We start from the raw sequence: 16,326 nt of genomic DNA, 5'->3' as shown, positions 1-16,326 counted from the left end.
GTCGGCCTCCTCCGGTCTGCGCATTAAGCGTGAGTGGCGGCGGCGACGCAACGTAGGAGCGCATGGCGCTCGAACACCGCCGCCAGGATCTGCGCTCCACGCTCGCCGCTCGGGATGAACAGGCGGGTTCGCCAGGCGATCACCTCGGCAAACAGCCCGATGGCCTTGAGCCCAGCCCGCGCACCCTCGCTCGCCCCGATCACCTCCACCCGGTTCTCGCTCATCACTCGGGCTCTCCTGACCTGGAGGCCACCGGCGAGTTGCAGGCTGGCCCGCCCGCCGAGCACGGCGGCGAAGGCCTCGGCCGGGGCCAAGGTGCTGCCGGCGCCGAGGTTGAGCCGCTCGCGGGTGACGTGCAGGTCTTGCGGCTCCACCACGCGGCCGACGATGCGCTCGCCCGCATCCGTCATGAGGCGGGACACCCGCATGTCGATGCCCGTTAACCGGTCCCAGATCGGCAGCAGCAGGCCCGTGACCACGTAGAGGGTCCGCTCCTCGAACTCGGGCAGGGCCGCAAGCTCGGCCTTCCACGCGGCCCGGAACGCCTCCTCCGTCACCTCCTCGAACCGCGAGTGGGCATAGGCTTCGCGGTCGAGGATCTGGCGCTGGAGCGGGCGCACGAGGCGCACCCGGGCCACCACCGAGCCGTCCTCGCGGGTTTCGCTGGCCGCCTTCCCCATCAGCGCCGGACGGCCGGACTTCGCGTTGACGACCGGCGTGTAGCCGTCGGCGATCAGGTCGAGTGCGGCGTCGAGGTCGAGCGGCCGGAGCCGGCGCCGCTCGGCAATGGTCAACAGATGGGTGCGCGCGCCGCTCTGGGGATGGGTGTAGGCCACCTCGCGGTCCGTGACGGTGAAGGATTCCGCCGTCAGCACCTCGACCCCGACGTCGTACACCCCGGCCGAGATCGCACCCTCGATCACCAGGGACAGGCGCTCCTCGAAGGCCTCGAACAGGAGGTTCTGGACGTTGATGCGGAGTGCCAGCACGCGGTTGAGGAAGCGGCCGATCGGCGGCAACTCGTCGAGCAGGCCCCCGGTCTCGTTGGTCAGGGCGAGGCCCGTCATCGCCTCGAACTGCTTGAGCGGGCAGCCCTCGATCTCGCCCCGCACGAGCGCCCAGTAGAGTTGGCGCAGCGCCGTGGCGGCGTAGGGCCCCTCCAGATTGTCCTCGGGCCGGAACAGCCCCTGGCCGCCGGTCTGGCGCTGGCCGCGCGTGATCGCCCCAAGGGTGTCGAGGCGCCGGGCGATCGTGGAGAGGAAGCGCTTCTCGCCCTTCACGTTGGTGGTGACCGGCCGGAACAGTGGCGGCTGCGCCTGATTGGTGCGGTTGGTGCGACCCAACCCCTGCACCGCCGCATCGGCCTTCCAGCCTGCCTCGAGCAGGTAGTGCACGCGCAGGCGCTGGTTCTTCGCGCCCCGGTCGGCGTGGTAGCTACGCCCGGTGCCGCCTGCGTCCGAGAACACGAGAACCCGCTTCTCGTCGTCCTGGAAGGCCTGCGTCTCCGAGAGGTTGACGGCCCCGGGCCGGTTCTGGAGCACGAGGCGATCGACGCCGTCACGCCCGGTCTGGCGCACGATCCGGCGCGAGCGGCCGGTCACCTCGGCGACGCTCTGCGTGCCGAAGTGGTGCAGGATCTGGTCGAGTGCCGACTGCACCGGGGCGAGGGCGCACAGGTGTTCGATCAGGGCGTCGCGGCGCTCCACCGCCTCGCGGCACTGGACGGGCCGGCCCTCCTCGTCGGTCACGGGCCCGGGATAGGACGATGCCACCGTCGTCGGTGTAGGGTTCGTAGAGCTGGGTCGGGAAGGCGCTGGCGAGGTAGTCGATCACGTACTCGCGCGGCGTGACGTCGACCTGCAGGTCGCCCCATTCGGATGAGGGGATCTCGGCCAACCGCCGCTCCATCAGCGCCTCGCCGGTCGAGACGATCTGCACGACGGCGGCGTGGCCCTCGACGATCATTCCCTCGATATCGGCGATCAGGCTCGGGCACTTCATCGCCGTGAGCAGGTGGTTGAAGAAGCGCTGCTTGCTCGACTCGAAGGCCGAGCGCGCCGCGGACTTGGCCGCCCGGTTCAGGGTGCCGGAGGCGCCGGTGACGCCCGACGCCTTGAGCGCCGCGTCGAGGTTGGTGTGGATGACCTGGAAGGCGTCGGCATAGGCGTCGTAGATCGCCGTCTGCTCGGGCGTGAGCTCGTGCTCGAGGAACTCGACTTCGATGCCGGCGTAGGACAGCGAGTGGGCGGTGTAGATCCCGAGGGCCTTCAGATCGCGGGCCAGCACCTCCATGGCCGCCAGGCCACCCTGCTGCATGGCCGAGACGAAGTCGGAACGGGTCGGGAACGGGAAGGAGCCGCCACCCCAGAGCCCAAGCCGGTGGGCGTAGGCCAACTTCTCGACCGTGACGGCACCGGTGGCGCTGACGTAGACCACGCGGGCATCCGGAATACGGTACTGCAGGGCGAGCCCGGCTCTTCCCTGCTGCGAGGCCTCGACCACGCCGCGGTCGCCGGAGCCGGCGGCGGCGTTGGCGAGCTGATGCGCCTCATCGAGCGCGATCACGCCGTCGAAATCCGGTCCGAGCCAGGCGAGGATCTGATCGAGGCGCGAGCCGGACCCGTTGCGACCGGCCCCGCGCAGGGTGGCGAAGGTCGTGAACAGGATGCCCTCGGTGAGCGCGACCGGCTTGCCGGGCGCGAAGCGGGAGAGTGGGACGATCTGGAGCGGCTCCTGGCCGAGATGGCGCCAGTCGCGCCGGGCGTCCTCCAGGAGCGTGTCCGACTTCGAGATCCAGAGCGCCCGGCGGCGGCCCTGCATCCAGTTGTCGAGGATGATCCCGGCGACCTGGCGGCCCTTGCCCGCGCCGGTGCCGTCGCCGAGGAAGAAGCCCTGGCGGAAGCGCACAGCGCTCTCGCTGCCTGCTGCGGCGGCCGACAGGATCGTGCCGGTCTCGTCGACGGTCCAGTGGCCCGGCAGGTGGCGATCATGGGCGGCGCCGGCGTAGATCACGGTCTCGAGCTGGCACTCGGAGAGCAGGCCCTGGCTCACGACCGGGGCCGGCAGGCGCGGGGCGTGGCTCGGCCGGGGCAGCCGCACCGAGGCCATGGCGGTGGATTGGACGAGCGGAGTCGGATGGGGCTGGGCTCCCTCGATCCACAGGGTCTCCAGCGTGTAGGCCTCGTACAGGGCGGCCTCGGTCACCAGCGTCGCCGGCAGCTCCTCGATCACCGTGTAGGCGATCGGGTCGGCGGTCTCGGTCGCCACCGCGGTCGCGGTGGGCGCCGGACGCGGAGCGGACGGTCGAACGGCGGCCGGCCTGCGTGACAGGCCGGGGATCGCGCTGCGCAGGACCGGCGCGCCGGCCTGGGAGGTATCAGGGGAAGACGGCGGGGCGAGCCGGGGCGGCACGTTCGCCAGCACGGCCTCCAGCAGGGCGGCCGGATCCTCGGACACGCCGAGGGGCGCCACGCATGGGCCGGCCTCGCCCGTTGGCAGGCGGTCGAACACGGACAGGCGCACGTCGACGGTGGTGCCGTGCTTGGCATAGGCGCGGCCCGACAGGCCGGCGGAGAACACCAGCCGCCCGCCCCGCGCGGCAAGGGCGGTGAACGCTCCCGCACTCGCGGGCCGGTCCGGCCGGAAGCTCTCGCCGGTGATGGCGACCAGGCGTCCGCCCCTGGCGAGGCGGGAGAGGGCCGAGCGGAGGTGGTCGGCGGTCGCATCGCGATAGCGGCCCTCGACATGCGCCGCGACGGAGAACCGCGGGTTCATCAGCACCACGCTCGGCGCCACGTCTTCGGGCAGGCGATCGTGGATCTGCGCCGCGTCGAGCTCGGTGACGGAGCCTGCCGGGTAGAGCGCCCCGAGCAAGCCGGCCCGGGTCGCGGCCAGCTCATTGAGATGGACGCGTGCGCCGGCAAGCTCGGCGTGGACCGCGAGCAGGCCGGTGCCAGCCGACGGCTCCAGCAGCACCTCGCCCGGGCACAGGCCTGCGGCGAGCGCCGCCACGTAGCCGAGCGGCAGTGGGGTCGAAAATTGCTGGAAGGCCTCGCTCTCCTCGCTCCGCCGCGTGTGGGTCGGCAGCAGGCTGGCGATCCGGCCGAGCATCGCGAGGCGGGCGGCCGGGGTCGCCGCCTTGGCGCGGATCGCCGGCCAGAACCGGCGCAGGAACACCACCTGGGCGACCTCGCCGGCCTCGTAGGCGTCCTTCCACAGCCACAAGCCCTCGGAGTCGCTGCCGCCGCAGGCCGTCTCCATGGCCTCCCGCAGAACGTCCGTTCCGATGGCCCGGCCCTGCGCCAGGATCTCGGCGAGGCGCGTGCCGGCCTGAAGGATCGCGGCCGGTGCTGGAATGGGGGTGAGGGCAGTGCTGACGAAGTGGTTCCGGCTGATCGAGACGTTCACGGGGCGGCCTCCTGTAGGGCTCACGCCGGTCCGCAAGGCTCTCTCTCTCGCGCTCGCGCCGGCTCGATCTCCGGCTTCCTTCCTCTGCCTTTTAATCCCCGCTCAAATATACTTCAGGGGGTATCCAAGACATAATCGGCCATGCCCGCACCTCGGGAAAGGTAGTGAAACTTTCAGACGATTGACTCAATGAAGAAATCTTCTCATGCATGCGCTCGAAAGAAGTCGCCGAGGGATAATTCGGTTGAGCCGGCCGCAAGCGAGCGAAAACGACGAGATCGTGCGGTGCACGGTTCAGATCGTGAAGGGGTACGTCGCCGGCAACAGGTTACCGCCGGAGGCGCTTGCCGCACTCATCACGACGGTGTCCAGGGCGCTCCGGTCCGCGCCCGACGACGAGATCGAGCCGGTCGTGCCGCAAGATGTCTTGCCGCAAGATGCTTTCGTCGGGTCGGACCGCCCCCGCATGCAGGCCGCAGCGCGCGCCCTCACGCGCAAGGAGATTGCGGACTCGATCCACTAGACGTTCCTGGCCTGCTTCGAGGACAACAAGCCCTATCGCATGCTCAGCAGGCATCTGCGTCTCTTCGGCCTGACGCCGGATGCCTACCGCGCGAAGTGGGGCCTGCCGGACGACTACCCGATGATGCCGGCATTCGACATGAAGCATCGCGCCGAACTCGCTCGGCAGAGGAAGCTCGGGAAGTACGATCGCAGCACGGCCAAGCCGCGAAAGGCCTACGTCCTCAAAGCCAAAGCCAAGGCGACGGTGCAGCATGACGGGACCCCGGCCAAGCCGAAGGCGTCCAGCTCGGATCGCATCCGAGGCGAGCGGCCCCGGCCGGAGCGTCCTCTCTCGCTCCACGACCGCAGCGCAGCCAAACCCGACACGAAGAACCCAGAGCCGAAGGGCTCGGGGGAATGGCACCGGCGCGCGGCGCCGGCGCAGGTCGCGAGCGCCGTCTGACGCCCAGCGCTCACTCGGCGGCGATGGCGTATGCCCGGTCCTCCGGATCGCTGCCGATTCCGTCGTCATCGGCCAGGAACTCCGGGAGCGCATCGACCGCCCCGGCCTCGATCTCCTCGCCGACGGCGGCGTCCGCCGCCGGCAGGGCGGGTCGGTCCTCTTCCACCGCATCCGCATCGAGGCCGGGCGTGCGCAGCAGCTCGGGCAACCAGCCACTGTCGGCCATCAGGCGCTCGGCCTCGCGCGCCATGTCGCCCTTCCTCAGGCTGTCGAGGAGGCGCGCGGTGTCCTCGCCCTTCGCCTCCCGCACCGCCGCCAGGATCTTCCCCTTGGTCACGCGGCTGAAGTAGTTGGCCGCCGTCGGCGTCCAGTCGCGGGTCATGTCGAGCCCGACGAGCTGGGCCAGCCGGTCGGCGTGCGGCAATGCCTCGGGCCGCCGATCGTGGGGCGTGTGCATCGCGTTGACGCTCAAGCCCGCGCAGAGCGCGAACAGCTCGGTGCGCTGCTCCGGATCCAGGCCGACCAGGAAATCCCAGATCGCGCCGTGGTCGGCCGGCAGGCGCTTGGCCCACGCCTCGCGCTTCGCATCGAGGGCGGTCGCCGGCCGGTAGGCGCCGATGGTCTGGATGATGTTGTCGACGCGGGCCGAGGTGGTGGAGATCTCAAGGCACGTCCCGGTGCGGTAGCCGTTGACGATGACGCGGATCACCATGGCGTGGACCACGGCGATGAAGGCGGCCTCCGGATCGTCGGCCAGCGCCTCGCGCAGGGCGATGGTGCGATAGCTGGTCAGCTCGCTCCGGTGCTGCTCGGAGAGCGGGCGGTCGGCTTCCTCCGGCTCTGCCACCGGGCCGGCTGCGGTCGAGCTGCCGCCGATGGTGACGATCGTCCGCATCACCGCCGGGGCTGACGCGACACCTTCGCCCCCGCCCACGGACGGCGCAGCCGGATCACGGGCCGCCTCCGGACCCGTCGCGCCAGCAACCCCGGTCTCGTCGGCGCACGGTTCCTCCGCTGGCTCATCCTGCGGCCGAACGTAGCCACGCCGCACCGTCGGCTGGCCCTGGTAGTCGAGCGTGACGAAGGCGCCGCCGATCGCGATGTCGGCCGGGTCGTAGATCTCGGCGCGCGCCTCGAACGCGGCGATCTCATCCTCCAGCGCCGCCATCCGATCCGCAGCCTCGGCGGGCCACTCCTCGTCGCTGTAGCCGTAGTCACTGTCGAGTTGTTCGCGCTCCTCCAACGCAGCCTCGAACGCCTCCTGCTCGGCCTCGCTCAGCTCGGAGCGGGTCGGCAGGTTGCGCAGGCCGTAGGTGCGCCCCGTCATCAGCGACAGCGACACCTCGATCCACTTCCAGCCCTCCGCGGCCACGCTCGCGCTGAACTCGGCCAGCTTCGCCTCTGCCAACCGGTTGAGCAGGGCCTCATCCTCGAACCACCCGTCGCCGCGCTCCGCGAACAGGTCGCGCAGGACCGTGCCGCCCGCCGCCACGTAGGCCTCCTCGCCGACGTAGCGGGCGCGGGCATCGCCCACGCTCACCGTGCGGTCGGTCAGGGCCTGCCGGATCCCCCAGTTGCTCAAGCTGCCACGCTTGCTCAACGCCTCCCAGACCCGAACCTGCCGCTCGGCATCCTCGGTGACGGAGAACGCCATCAGGCATTCCAGCGTCATCTCGCCGGCACCGTAGGCGTCGAGCAGCACCGGGCTGATCGCGGCAAGCCGCAGCCGCTGGCCGACGATCTTCTCCGAGACGAAGAACCGGCCCGCAATGTCAGCGGTCGGCATGCCGGCGTCGGCGAGCGCCTTGAAGGCTCGGAACTGGTCGAGCGGGTGCAGGGCCTCGCGGTGGGCGTTCTCGGCCAGCGAGTCCTCCTCGGCGCTGATCGCGCTGTCGGGGGCGCGCACCAGGCACGGGACCTTGACGCCCTTGGCCATGCGGCGGGTCTTCACGAGGTGCTCCAGCGCCCGGAAGCGCCGGCCGCCGGCGGGCACCTCGTAGCGGCCGGTCTCCTGACCGGCCTCGTCGAGGATCGGGCGCACGTTCAGGTTCTGCATCAGGCCGCGATGGGCGATGTCCTCGGCCAGGTCCTCGATGCTCTGCCCGTTGGCGATCCGGCGCACGTTCGCCTGGCTCAAGACGAGCTTGTCGAACGGGATCGCGGTCGGCTCGCTCAGCGTGATCTTGGCGGCGGCCTTCGTGGTGGTCTTCGCGCTGGTCATGGTCCGTCATCCCTGGCTCGGGCGGCCGGCTCTCTGTCCGACCTAAAAACCCTCACGAAGGCGAAGCCCCCCTCTGACTCTCGGAAGGGGGCCTCGGGACGGGAGCGGGAAAGGATCAGGCAGCGGCCTGCCAGGCGTCGGCGTCCTCGACCAGGGTCAGCGGCGGCACGGCGGCAGCCTCAGCCTTCTCGAGCCGCGCCAGGATGTCGGGTAGGGTCTCGCCGGCGTCATTGCAGTTTCTCAGCGCCGCCAGGGTGATGACCGGGTCGCCGCCCTCGTCGGCCGCTTCCTCCACCGGGCTCGCCATGCCCGGCTTCCAGTGCTTCACGCCCGCCTCGAACACGCCGGGCCGTGCGATCCAGGCTCGGTGGTAGGACAGCCCGTACTCCCGACAGAACGCGTCGAGGCTCGGGGTCAGCCCGAAATTCTGTTCGCCCTCGAAGGTCACGCTCGTGCCGTCGGCGATGGCGTCGCGCACGAGGCTTTCGGCCTCGGCGAAGTACGCCTCTGCCGCCTCGACCAGCGCTGCGACGGCATCCCGGCCCCGTAGGGGGCCGCCAATGGTCACGGTGGTCATCACGATCTCGCCCATGGTGCTCGCTCCTTCGTCGCGGATCCGCTGGAAGCCGGCGATCCTGCACGGGCGAAGGGGCCTCCTCTCGCTGTGAGGGGCCGGGCGCCTGATCTGGCGAAGGTCTGTGCGATGCGCTATATTCGCCCCTGGAGTGGGAGGGCAGGTTTCCCCGCCCCCCCGTTTCGCTTAGATGATGAATCGGACCCGGAGACGCAGCGTCCAACTGCTCCGGGTCCTTTTCATATCAAGCGTAATGCTCAGTGGCAGAAACCACATCGGCATTACTCCATTGCAAGCGGGGCCTCCGCCGAGGCCGGGGCGGCCGATCCTCCCCGGCAGGGCCGGCTGGCACGGCCCGTCTGCTTTCGCCTGCAATACCGTGCGCCTTAGACGGCGATCGGGTCCGCGTCGATCCTCGGCGATGGGGTCGGATCGGGATTGGGCTTGCAGTCGATGTGCAGGACCACCGCCCCGGCCGAGGTGAGGTCGTGCAGCTCGATCAGGATCGCGAGCGCCTTCGGCACGTCTCCGGCCAGAAGCGCCAGGGCTTCGTGATCGAAAGCGGCGAGGCGGCGCCGGACAAGCTCACGGGCGGCTTCGTTGAGCACCCGCACCGGGTTCTGGACCGCGAGGTCGAGCGCCATCGTGTAGGACTGGGCGTCGGTCATGCGCTCTCGCTTGGGTACGAGGGGCCGAGAGGCTCTCTCTCAGCTTTGCTGATCCCTCGATAGGGCGTTGCCGCCCCTCTCGTCTCGTTCGGCCCGGCTCACGGCCGCCGGACGACGATGGGTCGGGTATCCATCGCCTGGGCGAGCTGGCGGATCAGGGCGAGGTCGGCATCCGAGCAGGTGCCTCGCACCGCGATGTCGATCCAGTGCCCGCCGCGACCGACATGGCTGTCGCGCAGGCGGTGGTTCGACGAGGTGTAGAAGCTCTCGTTCGGCTCGCACAGGCGCACGCGCGAGGTCAGGAACACGATCCCCGAGCCGAGATTGCCGCAGAACAGGCGCTCGTCGGCGCCGGTGGTCTTCGGGCCGCCGCCGACCGTGCGCTGGCCGATCTGCCGGAAGGCCTCGGCGAAGCTTGCCGGGTTCGGCGTCGTCCGGGGGGTGAATGTGTGCCGACCGCCCCACGGAGGCCGAGCCGGATCGATCCGGCCGGTGGCGATCTCGTGCAGCAGGGTCCAGAGGTAGCTCGGATCGGCCGGATATGGGCAGACCCGCCACAGCGCCCGGATCGCCAAGCGCTGGGCGGTCGGGTGCGCGAAGAGACGGGCGCGGGTCCGGCGCCAGCCGTCGGCCCGCTGCCGGCGGCTCTCCTGCTGCTGGCGCTCCCATTGGCCGGTACGCCGCACCATCTCGACGTCGACGTCGAGCTGGCGCTCGGCGATCGCTACGGCGAACAGGGGAAGCGCCCCCTGCTCGCGGACTTGTTTGCGCCGGTACGCCGCGCGTTTGCGCGACGTGTCCTCGAACGGCGTCGGACGCGGCCAGCGCTTGAAGCGCATCACGCCGCCTCCTGCAGGGGCGCCGTCTCGTCCTCCGGCCCATCCTCCTCGATCTGTTCGCCGACACCGGCCGGGGCGAGCTCGGGCGGCAGGCGGCCGAGCAGCCAGTCGGCCGAGCGGCTGGCAAGCCCCGCCGCCTGCACGATGGCGCGGGGATCGGAGCGCAGCACCTCGAGCCAGGACGCGATGTAGTCGGCGTGGCGCACCGTCGGTACGATGCCGAGGCTGGCGCAGACGTAGGCTGCGGAGATCTCGGCGACGAGCTCCTCGCGGGCGTGCCCTTCGCTGCCGTAGCGGCCAGTGAAATCGCGGGCGAGCCGGGAGGGATGGCCCGTCGCGTGGCTCATCTCGTGCGCCGCGGTCCTGTGAAAGTTGATCGGCTCGTGGAAGGCCTGCGGCGGCGGCAGCACGATCGCGTCGTCGGATGGGCGGTAGAACGCCATCTGACCACCCATGTGGATGGTCAGGCCGCTCGCCTCCATCAGGGCACGGAAGCGCGGCTCGATCAGGTCCTCGCGCGGCGGCGGGGGCGGCAGGTAGAGGTCCTCCGGCAGGCCGTCGCACTGCGCGGCGTTGAACACCCAGTACTGCTTCAGGAACGCGATCGAGCGCGCCTCCTCGCCCGCCTGCGAGGCCCGCGCACGCTCCTGCTCGGGTGTGAAGCGATTGGCGTAGACGACCGGCGTGCCCTTCTCGCCGCGGCGGACGCAGCCGCCGAGGGAAAGCGCCTGGCGGAAGGTGAGCCAGCGCTGGGTCGGGTAGCCCATGGCCATGCCGCTTCCCCACAGCAGCATGACGTTGATCCCGGAATACGCCCGGTCGGTCTGGGCATTACGCGGCATCCCGACCGCGGCGGTCCCCGGCAGGTCGCTCCACGGCTGCACCCACGGCACGCGGCCCTGGTCGAGCTGGGCGATGATCGTATCGGTGATGCGCTGGTAAAGATCGACGTGCGGGGCTGGAGTGGCCTCGGTGCGGCGGGCAGCGGCTTTCCGGGAGGAGGAGGGGCGGCGGGCCATCGGCGGTGCTCTCGCGACGGGCGCCGGAGCCTCTCTCCAGCCTGATCTCCCGTCACGCAGCGCAGCGCCCCCTCTCCCTCTGAAGGGCAGCGCCACGCGGAAGGGTGAGCGGGGAAGGCGCGACGCCGGGGGGAATCCGCCTATCCCTGCCTGGGGCTGGAATGATCGAACACGGGCAGGTCGAACGTCGTCGGCTCCAGCTCGGTGTCGGAGAGGATCCAGACGGCGTCCTGCGCGTGCGCGGCGCGCAGCACCGCGACGAGGGAGGCGGGCAGCCCGTCGGGCATGCCGGCGCCGACGATGCCGGTGTGGATCCAGCAACCGTGGCTGTGCGGATCGACGATCAGCGCGTGCCAGGGATCTTCGGGCTAGTAGGCCGCCCCACCCGGCCGGCCGGGACCGGTCTCGGCGACGTCGCGTAGCTTCGCGTAGGTCTCCGGCTCGAGGTACTGAACCGAGGCCGGGCAGAAAAACAGGCAGATGGTCATGGAAGGGATCTCACGACGGCTGCCGGAAACCATCTCTCCGGACACCGAACCGTCGCGAAACTCAGCCCTGTCTCCGGCTCTTCGGCGCCCCGCCCAGCGGTGCGAGGCGCCAGAACCCGATCAGGTCAGCTTGATGAGGGCTGCAAGCGCTGCAAACCCGGCCACGAAACCGGCCGCGACGATGCCGCCGAGACGCACCGTCATCTGGAGCGTCTGAAGCTCCATCGCCGTGCGCAGATCTTCCTTGGTGACGAGTTCGTGCATGATGAACTCCCGGGCCGCCTCGGCATGGGCCTCTGCCTGTTCGACAGGGATACCAGCCGTGCGCAGGGTCTTGGAATATCCGAGTGTGTCAAACGCGTAAGCCATTCCGATGTTCTCCGCTTGATCCTGAACCCGCCCCGCCCGTCGGGGCGGGGCGCCGAGGCTCCGGGGCTCAGTCCCGGCGGCTCGGCTGGCGGCCCTGCTGGCGGCCCGTGGGGCTGGCCTTGGACCGGCTCCAGATCGCCTGGAAGGTCTTGCCATCTTCGTCGGCGGAGAGGTTGGCGAAGAGCGGGGCGGGCAGGCTCGGATCGTCGATCTTGAGGGAGATGTAGTCGCGCTGCTCCTGCGAGCGCTTGGCCCAGCCGCCGCATGGCCGCGCCGTGGACGGCGTGCGCGCCTTGAGCGGTCGCGCGGCGGTTCGGCATAACTGAGTCGGTGAGCACGGCTTCGGCCCGCTGCGTAAGGGGCAGCGCATAAGAGCATACTGGGCTCTGGAAAGGTCCGCTTCCAGACTGTCGATAACTCAGAACCCCACGGCGGGCTCGGGTGGAAAGCTTCCGGTCTGCTTCTGGAGCCGAATTGGCGAAAAGCTGCCGTTCTCTTACTACGAGCACCGTTCTAGGAATGATGGATGAGGGATGTTTTCTATCTGCGATTTCCTCGCTGAGTGGACCGCAGCTCTCTATAGCTAATTCGCCGCACACCATGTCGATCAAGCAGAGCTAAAACACTGGGGTCAGTCAGCGTTGCGGCGTCATGCGCGCGAATGTCTGCATGATGACGGTCATAGCCACGCAACTCCTCGCCGTCCAAAACAGGATGGGCAAATAGCTCCGTCACTCCGCAAGCCATAGTAGGAACCATCTCAAACATCACGTCACGTGTCGGGCGCGGCCAAGTATAGATCAGCTGGTCTACCGACAGGATTCCCCTTGCTGCCGCCAGTTCACGCGCAGAGAAGGCCGCTTGAAATGGCAACCGGATTGGGACTGCGAAATGCTGGGCAAGATCGAGGTAAATCGTGAACAACGGCTCGCTCGCATGGAGGACATCCATGTGCGTGTCGATGTGCGTGACATCGATGCCCCATGCCAACGCGGTCTCGATCTGCGCAAGACACTCGGCGCGCACGTCGTCGGCATCCTGCTGCGCGACCGCAAGCGCAGTCGAGAGAGGCAGAAAACCGCTGGCCTCGTGTAGAGAGGCTGCCCCGGTAAGGCTCCGCCAGCGATACCCTGAATGCTCGCTGGTCAGGGTCAGATGGACCCCGACCGGCAATCCATCGAACATGTGTGCCGCCTCGGCGGCCCAAGGACAGGGGACCATTACAGAGGCGCTGGTGGCGAAGCCATAGGTCATGGCCCGGAACGCTGCTACGTTTGCGCTATGGCTCGATCCCACATCATCACAATTTACGATGAGAAGCCGATCGTTGGCGTGAAATCCGAGTTGCCGTGCAAGAGACGGCACCTCCGGCTCGTTGGTGATGGTGACTGTCATCGCCACCTGCTCTTAATCGTTTCTAGGGGAGCGCTTGTTTGGCCTTGATCGCATGGGCGAGCAATGACCGCTTTGAAGAAGCGCCGACAGCTGCCCCAACGGCTGGGGTGGGTCGCATTCGGAAGGACCGTTCGGGGTGGATTTCTGCTGGTCCGCTTCGGAGCGCAGACGCGATGAAACGGACGTTGCCTGCTCGCCTGCTCCCGACCCTTTGTAGAAGCCGGAAACGTCCGCTTGCAGGCTGCTTGGTAAGCCGGTGATCCATGACCGGGACGGGTGGCTTTTTGCCGGTCCGCTCTGGGGCGGCGATCCAAGGAAGCGGACATCGTCGGTGAGCCTACTTCCGACCCGTTGCAGCCCCTTGGAAGGTCCGCTCCTAGGAAGCATAGAGTCGTGACTCGATCAGCACTAGAAGGCGAGGACAGCAGCGAGCGCGAGGGCCGAGGCGTAGTTGCGCGCCAGCTTGTCGTAGCGGGTGAAGGATGCCGTGCGAAACGGTGCGTTGCGGATATCCCGCGTGTCCGCGGCCGATCTAAGCGACGTCGAGGCCGTCTTCGACGACCTTCGCGGTTATTCCGTGCGGGTCGACGACGAACCCCGACGTCGGGGAGCCGCCGAGGAGTTTGCGACGGCCGTTCCACCGGGATGCGGGCTCCAGGACAAGCATGCCTTCGTGGCCAAGCGGGACGGTCTGCCGGTGGGCCTGTTGGACATCATCGACGGCTATCCGGGCCAGGGCGTGGCTTTCATCGGGCTGCTCGCCGTGAACGAGAGCCTGCACGGTGCCGGAATTGGCCGGCGGCTCTACGCGGAAGCGGAACGATACGTGCGAGACCGTCTCGGAGCGTACACCATTCGGCTCGCGGTCGTCGAAGCCAATCCGGTCCTCGGCTTCTGGCAACGGATGGGGTTCTCACCGACGGGCGAGTCGAAGCCCTACGGAGGGGGCGTCGTCGCGTCGCGCGCCATCTTTCTGGAGAAGGCACTCGGATCGGAGTCCGACTGACGTGCCAAGCTTCCGGCGGTTTCACGGGACACTGGAGGCGCTCGCCTGCGACGCGATCTGGTTCATGGCGGCGGGCTCGTCGAGGAGGTCGGTATATCCGAGGTCCTGGCGGATCTTCGACGTGTCGATAACGAAGGGCTGGTCATAGTCGAAGGGCGGCGGCACGGGCGCCTCGCCGCTCCGGGCGGGCAGGCGGGCTAGCCTCTCGCCCATGGTCGGCGTCGTTGCCTCGCCGATGTTGAAGACGGCATTGCGCGCGGAGGGATGCGTCGCGGCCGTCGCGATCGCGGCGGCGACGTTTTGGACATGGCCGTGCGTCCAGCGCCAGTCGGGAACGCCCGCGAAGCCGTAAAGGGTGCCTAGGTCGGCATTGTCCTCGGGGCCGTAGACCTTGGCCAAGCGCGCAATCGTCCAGTCGAGGCCCACCGCCCCGCGTACCGCCTCCTCCGCCAGTATTTTCTCGTAGTCGCGCGCGTAGGCTCCGATCTGTTCCTCCATCCCGCGATAGGGATACAGGACCGAGCGCAGAGGCGCGTCCTCCCGCAGCGGAGTTGGTTCGGGGGGCCCCGGCTCGGCTTTCGTGAGCCGCCCATAGGCGCGATAGACGTCGCTGCTAGAGATCAGGACAAGGCGCCCGGCGCGCCCCGTGAAGGCTTGCGCCGCAGCCGCTCCATCCGCTGCGCCCATGGCCACCATGTGGACCACCACGTCCCAGTCCCGCCGAACCGTTTCAGGAAAGGCCACGATGGGATAGGCGGCGCCAGCGTCGACGACGTGCTCGACCTCCGGCAGGATCGGGTTCGTGCTGCGACCTCGGTGCAGGACCGTCACTGCCGATCCGGCCTCATGCAGCTGCCGGACCACGTGCGCGCCGATGAAGCGGGTGCCGCCGATGACCAGAACCTTCATCGCATCTCGCTGCTGCCGGGTTGGCCGATCCGTCCGGGAGACATGGACGGAGGGTTGAAGGCGGGTAGGATCGAATGATGGACATTCTCGCTCTACCGAAGGACCAGCAGGCCATCCGCGATCGTGTGGCGCATCTCTTCGCGCGCCTGCGGGCGGAGCTGGAAGTGGCGCTGCCGGCAGACTGCCACGTGTTGCACGTGGGCGCGACCGCAATCCCCGGCTGCCTGACTAAGGGTGATCTCGATCTCGTCGTTCGCTGCGAAGCCGCCGATTTCGCCAAGGCGGACAAAATCCTCGCCGATCGGTTCGCGCGCAATCTCGGCTCCCTCCGCACCGCCGACTTTTCCGCCTTCGAGGACGCGTCCAGCGTCCCTCCATGCGGCGTGCAGTTGACTGTCAGAGGCGGCCCCCTGGACGTGTTCCACCTCTTCGTAGACGCCCTGCGCAACGACCCGGTCCTCGTCGGCCGCTACAACGTAATGAAGCGTCACTACGACGGCCGGTCGATGGACGCTTACAGAGACGCGAAGGCCGCCTTCGTTCATTCAGTTCTGAGGCTCCCGTACGATCATCCTTCCGCGGCCGGAACGGCCGCTTCCGGCGAGACGGAGTGAGCTTGGGAACGGCTGGCATGGGCGGGAACGGAACGTCCGCTCTCGGGCAGCGGGGTAGGGCCCGCTCCCCACCCCGAGCCGAAGTCGCCGGACGGTTGGCGAACGACCGCTCTGGAGCGGCAAAAATGAAGCCTCAACCGCACGCCATGTCACACTGAGCCAAGCTGACTTGTCATGTCTGCCGAAGGCATTCGAGCAAGAGGCCATGATGAGCACGATCAACACGCATCATCGCGATGACGCGCAGAGGGACGCGGGGATCTACGTCGCGATCGTCTACCACAGCGGCTACGGACATACCGCTCGGCAGGCCGAAGCCGTGGGAGAAGGAGTATGGCAGTCCGGGGGGGCGACACCTGTGCTCCTCTCCGTCGATGAGGCACAGCATCGCTGGGATGAACTCCATGCCGCGCATGCGATCATTTTCGGCGCACCGACCTACTTGGGCGCGGCTTCGGCATCGTTCAAAGCCTTTCAGGAAGCGACCTCAAAGGTGATGATGGCTGAAGGCTATCGCTGGAAGGACAAGATTGCTGCCGGTTTCACCAACTCCGGCGCGCGGTCCGGCGACAAGCTGTCGACGCTGCTGCAGATGGTTCTGTTCGCCGCGCAGCACGGCATGCACTGGGTTTGCCTCGATCTGCCGCCCGCGAACAACTCGACGACCGGCTCGGAAGACGACCTGAACCGGTTGGGGTTCTGGATCGGTGCCGCAGCGCAGTCGAACACCGACGAAGGCCCGGACAGAGCGCCACCGGAAGCCGATCTTGCCACCGCTCGCCGTCTTGGGGAGCGGGTCGCACGGGTCACACGCGACTTCGTTCGCGGCCGAAACCTCGCAGGCACATAG

Annotated in this window: 14 protein-coding genes and 2 pseudogenes; 5 read left to right on the top strand and 11 right to left on the bottom strand. The window is 68.6% G+C overall.

What is annotated here, in order from left to right; genetic code table 11:
* Positions 1 to 23: 23 nt before the first annotated feature.
* Positions 24 to 4,407: pseudogene (locus M2437_RS00500) on the bottom strand (strawberry notch-like NTP hydrolase domain-containing protein).
* Positions 4,408 to 4,651: 244 nt separating this feature from the next.
* Here M2437_RS00500 and M2437_RS00495 point away from each other — a divergent pair.
* On the top strand, positions 4,652 to 4,930 hold the full coding sequence (locus M2437_RS00495; RefSeq protein WP_253386718.1) for a hypothetical protein: 279 nt from the start codon (positions 4,652 to 4,654) through the stop codon (positions 4,928 to 4,930).
* Between the two features lie 6 nt (positions 4,931 to 4,936).
* Positions 4,937 to 5,374, top strand: a complete 438-nt coding sequence (locus M2437_RS00490; RefSeq protein WP_277570173.1) for a MucR family transcriptional regulator — start codon at positions 4,937 to 4,939, stop codon at positions 5,372 to 5,374.
* Between the two features lie 10 nt (positions 5,375 to 5,384).
* Here the strand turns inward: M2437_RS00490 and M2437_RS00485 are convergent, their stop codons facing one another.
* The 9 genes and pseudogenes from M2437_RS00485 to M2437_RS00445 all read right to left on the bottom strand — a co-directional run bounded on the left by M2437_RS00485 (position 5,385) and on the right by M2437_RS00445 (position 12,947).
* On the bottom strand, positions 5,385 to 7,595 hold the full coding sequence (locus M2437_RS00485; RefSeq protein WP_253386720.1) for a ParB/RepB/Spo0J family partition protein: 2,211 nt from the start codon (positions 7,593 to 7,595) through the stop codon (positions 5,385 to 5,387).
* A gap of 115 nt (positions 7,596 to 7,710) precedes the next feature.
* Positions 7,711 to 8,187 carry a hypothetical protein gene (locus M2437_RS00480; protein WP_253374253.1) on the bottom strand — a complete coding sequence of 159 codons (477 nt, stop codon included), beginning with the start codon at positions 8,185 to 8,187 and terminating at the stop codon, positions 7,711 to 7,713.
* Between the two features lie 368 nt (positions 8,188 to 8,555).
* Entirely contained in the window at positions 8,556 to 8,837 is a 282-nt protein-coding gene (locus M2437_RS00475) for a hypothetical protein (protein ID WP_253386721.1), read from the bottom strand.
* A 98-nt stretch (positions 8,838 to 8,935) separates the two neighbouring features.
* Positions 8,936 to 9,676 carry a hypothetical protein gene (locus tag M2437_RS00470; protein WP_253386743.1) on the bottom strand — a complete coding sequence of 247 codons (741 nt, stop codon included), beginning with the start codon at positions 9,674 to 9,676 and terminating at the stop codon, positions 8,936 to 8,938.
* Positions 9,676 to 10,695 carry an ArdC family protein gene (locus M2437_RS00465; RefSeq protein WP_253386722.1) on the bottom strand — a complete coding sequence of 340 codons (1,020 nt, stop codon included), beginning with the start codon at positions 10,693 to 10,695 and terminating at the stop codon, positions 9,676 to 9,678. The genes M2437_RS00470 and M2437_RS00465 overlap by 1 nt, the downstream gene beginning before the upstream one ends.
* A gap of 140 nt (positions 10,696 to 10,835) precedes the next feature.
* Positions 10,836 to 11,045, bottom strand: a pseudogene (locus tag M2437_RS00460) (DUF5983 family protein); the annotation flags it as partial.
* A 258-nt stretch (positions 11,046 to 11,303) separates the two neighbouring features.
* Positions 11,304 to 11,552 (bottom strand): hypothetical protein, encoded by a 249-nt coding sequence (locus M2437_RS00455; protein WP_253386724.1) that lies wholly within the window; start codon positions 11,550 to 11,552, stop codon positions 11,304 to 11,306.
* 67 nt (positions 11,553 to 11,619) lie between these two features.
* On the bottom strand, positions 11,620 to 11,922 hold the full coding sequence (locus M2437_RS00450) for a DUF736 family protein (protein WP_253386725.1): 303 nt from the start codon (positions 11,920 to 11,922) through the stop codon (positions 11,620 to 11,622).
* A 170-nt stretch (positions 11,923 to 12,092) separates the two neighbouring features.
* Positions 12,093 to 12,947: a ChbG/HpnK family deacetylase gene (locus tag M2437_RS00445; protein WP_253386726.1), complete on the bottom strand. Its 855-nt coding sequence runs from the start codon at positions 12,945 to 12,947 to the stop codon at positions 12,093 to 12,095.
* Positions 12,948 to 13,464: 517 nt separating this feature from the next.
* Here M2437_RS00445 and M2437_RS00440 point away from each other — a divergent pair.
* The gene (locus M2437_RS00440; protein WP_253386727.1) at positions 13,465 to 13,953 is read left to right on the top strand and encodes a GNAT family N-acetyltransferase; all 489 of its coding nucleotides are present in this window, start codon (positions 13,465 to 13,467) and stop codon (positions 13,951 to 13,953) included.
* A gap of 21 nt (positions 13,954 to 13,974) precedes the next feature.
* Here the strand turns inward: M2437_RS00440 and M2437_RS00435 are convergent, their stop codons facing one another.
* Positions 13,975 to 14,862, bottom strand: a complete 888-nt coding sequence (locus M2437_RS00435) for an NAD-dependent epimerase/dehydratase family protein (protein WP_253386728.1) — start codon at positions 14,860 to 14,862, stop codon at positions 13,975 to 13,977.
* A gap of 77 nt (positions 14,863 to 14,939) precedes the next feature.
* Between M2437_RS00435 and M2437_RS00430 the strand changes: the two genes are divergently transcribed.
* Entirely contained in the window at positions 14,940 to 15,476 is a 537-nt protein-coding gene (locus tag M2437_RS00430) for a GrpB family protein (protein WP_253386729.1), read from the top strand.
* Positions 15,477 to 15,684: 208 nt separating this feature from the next.
* Complete coding sequence (locus M2437_RS00425; RefSeq protein ID WP_253386730.1) at positions 15,685 to 16,326, top strand: flavodoxin family protein; 642 nt, start codon at positions 15,685 to 15,687, stop codon at positions 16,324 to 16,326.

The organism is Methylorubrum pseudosasae, from assembly GCF_029504475.1.
GTDB lineage: Bacteria > Pseudomonadota > Alphaproteobacteria > Rhizobiales > Beijerinckiaceae > Methylobacterium > Methylobacterium extorquens.
The sequence above is the reverse complement of the archived record's forward strand: the minus strand, read 5'-3'. Positions and strand labels throughout refer to the sequence as shown.